Origin of the sequence: Flavobacterium sp. CSZ (assembly GCF_015350725.1) — a bacterium.
Lineage (GTDB): Bacteria > Bacteroidota > Bacteroidia > Flavobacteriales > Flavobacteriaceae > Flavobacterium.
This window is the reverse complement of record NZ_JADKPQ010000049.1, coordinates 1-2,931: the sequence shown is the minus strand read 5'-3', so window position 1 is coordinate 2,931 and position 2,931 is coordinate 1. Positions and strand designations below refer to the sequence as shown.

The 2,931-nt window shown below is 43.5% G+C and carries 1 protein-coding gene; it reads right to left on the bottom strand.

The annotated features are described in order from the left end of the window. Positions 1-2,931: amino acid adenylation domain-containing protein (locus IRZ78_RS25890; RefSeq protein WP_194620464.1), on the bottom strand; the 2,931-nt coding region annotated here is incomplete at both ends.

Here is a 2,931-nt window from a genome sequence, read left to right as displayed (position 1 = left end):
TTTAGAACCTCCTGCCAGATTTGGGCCAATTTGATCTCCACGGCACTCTGCGGGGCAACATACATCCTGCCGGCCATATCTTCTGCGCCAAGTACTGGTAAGGCCTTGCGGTTGACTTTTCCATTTGAGGTTAAGGGGATCTCGGCAATATGTACAATAGCGGCGGGAATCATAATACCGGGAAGACGCGATCTTAAGAAGTCAAGCAAGACGGTTTGTTCAACCCGATCAGTTCTATAAACCACATAGGCTGCAAGGCTTTGATTTGCGTTTGCATCCCTTACCAGGGTCACCACACTTGAGCTTATGGCATCATGGCTGTTTAGCACGTTTTCGATCTCACTGAGCTCGATGCGGTGTCCGAGAATTTTAACCTGATTGTCTATTCTTCCCTTAAACTCAATTTCTCCGTTAAAGTGCATCAACACAAGATCTCCGGTTCTGTAAAGCTTTTGGGGCTTGTCAGTGAAAACATCAGCTATAAACTTGCGCGAGGTTAACTCGGCATGATTCAGATAGCCTTCCGATACGCCTTCTCCTGCTATTAACAGCTCTCCAATAATACCCTGAGGACAGAGCGATAAATGCTCATCCACCACATAACAGCGCGTGTTTGAAAACGGCCTGCCAATGGGGATTTTGTAATAATCACGATGGGCATCTACCACATGAAGCAATTTGCCTATAGTGGTTTCCGTAGGACCATAATGATTGATAATGCTAATACCTGGACGCTCTGATTTGATCTTTCTCACCAGATCAGTACTAAGCTCTTCTCCTCCAAAAATGATCATTTTTAATGGCGAGCCTCCTTGTGCGTCCAGTTCAAGGGCACGCCAGTAAGAAGGCACTATCTTGATGCAGTCAATGCTCTGGGTAGTGAAATAATGCTGGATATAATCAACATCCCTTAAGCTGTTTTTTGAAAACAGGTGAAGGGTTTTTCCAAATACCAGCGAACTAAAAAGGACCGTATTGCCCAGATCCGTAGCAATGGTAGACATTAATCCAAAGGAAGCATTCGACTCAATGGCTATGGCAGCCGATAATCCAGAGACATAATCACTGATGTTTTTGTGATTCACCACAACACCTTTGGGATTGCCCGTTGAACCCGAGGTATAAATAATATAAGCGGCATCGGAACCCAAAATATTTATACCCTTTGCATCCGAAACAACAGGGTATTCTTTATCCAAAAGGATTACTTCAACAGCCGTCTTGGCAAACAATCCGGCATCAGTGGTGTTGCTCAAAACATATTTTGCCTGGGTATCCTCAATGATAAAATTTATTCTTTCGCTCGGATAATCAGGATCTACCGGAACATACACTGCTCCTGCTTTTAAAATAGCAAGCATACCCACAATGGCTTTCTCTAAATGGCTCTCAAAGCATAAAATTATTCTATCTCCTTTGCATACTCCTATACCGGTGAGGTATTGCGATACTGAATTTACCTGATCCAGCAAGGATTCATAGCTCACTTTTGTGTTCTCAAAAACAAGAGCGGCAGCCTTTGGGTTGTTTTGTGCCTGCCTTTCAAATAAGGTCGTAATTGGTTCTTTCGAATAATGTGTAAAAGGCGTATTAAACTCAACTAGCAGCTGTTGTTTTTCCATAGGGGTCAGATAATCAATATCCTGCAATAAAACAGTAGGATTGGCTATGGCCTGTCCCAAAAGGTTCTCTAAATGAGCAAACATCCTCTCTACAAAAACCCCTTCATACAAATCTGTATTATAGGTAATGCTCAGCTTTAAGGTATCGCTTTGTGAAAAACTATAACTAAGGTCAAATTTTGATGTCTTATTGGCTAACGGGTAACTGTTTACCTCCAGATTAATCAGCTCTTCTGATGTGCTTAAGTTTTCAGCCTGGTTTTGCAGCACAACCAAAACATCAAACAACGCCGAGCGGCTCATATCGCGTTTAAGGTCCAGTTTGCCTATCAGTTCATCCAGCGGATACCCTTGATGATCATAAGCTTCCAGTAGAACTTGTTTCTCCAGGTTTACCAAATCCAGAAAACTCCCTGTGCTGTCCAAGCGTGTACGAATTGCAAGGGTATTGAGGTAGAGTCCGATCTGGTTCTCCAGGTCCTGATGTTCCCGCCCTGCAATGGGAGTGCCAATGATGATATCATCCTGACGTGTATAACGGTGAAGCAATACATTTACTCCGGCCATAAGGGTCATGAAAAGCGTCAGATCATGCTCTTGGGAAAAATGCTTCAAGTCCTGTAGAAACTCTTTTGAAAAGGTATGGGTAAGACTCGCTCCATCATAGCGCTGTACCGAAGGCCGGGCTTTATAGCCAAGATCCAGGACCGGCAAATCACCACTAAACTGACCTAGCCAGTACTGCTCTGAATGCTGTAGCTTTTCCTGTTGGGCATCACTGCACATCCATACCGCATAATCCTTAAACTGAATAGATAAGACTTCAAGGCCCGCATCTGTTCCCATAAGAAGTGCATTGTATAGCCTTACCAGCTCTGACACTAAGATCTCCATCGACCAGCCATCTCCTATAATATGGTGCAGCGATAACTGAAAAACATAGTGCTGTTCTTTTAATTTTGCCAGGGTACCTCTGATTAAAGGCGCATTTTCAAGATCAAAAGGCGCATTGTTCTGCTGCTGCAGATAGGCATCAAGCGCAGCAGTCTGGGCAGCTCTCCCTGTAAAATCCTTTTGGGAAATCTCAAAATGTATCTCCCCGGAAGCCTTTACAACCTGTACTACTTCACCCCAGGAGGTAATTTGGAATGAAGTTCTTAAAATCTCATGGCGCTCAATTAAGATCCTAAAGGCATTCTGAAAATGAGAATGGTCAATGCTACCTTTAAAAACAACAGCCGTAGACATATTATAGGCCAGTGATCCTCCTTCGAACTGGCTTAAAAGCCAAAGTCGATTTTGCGAGGAA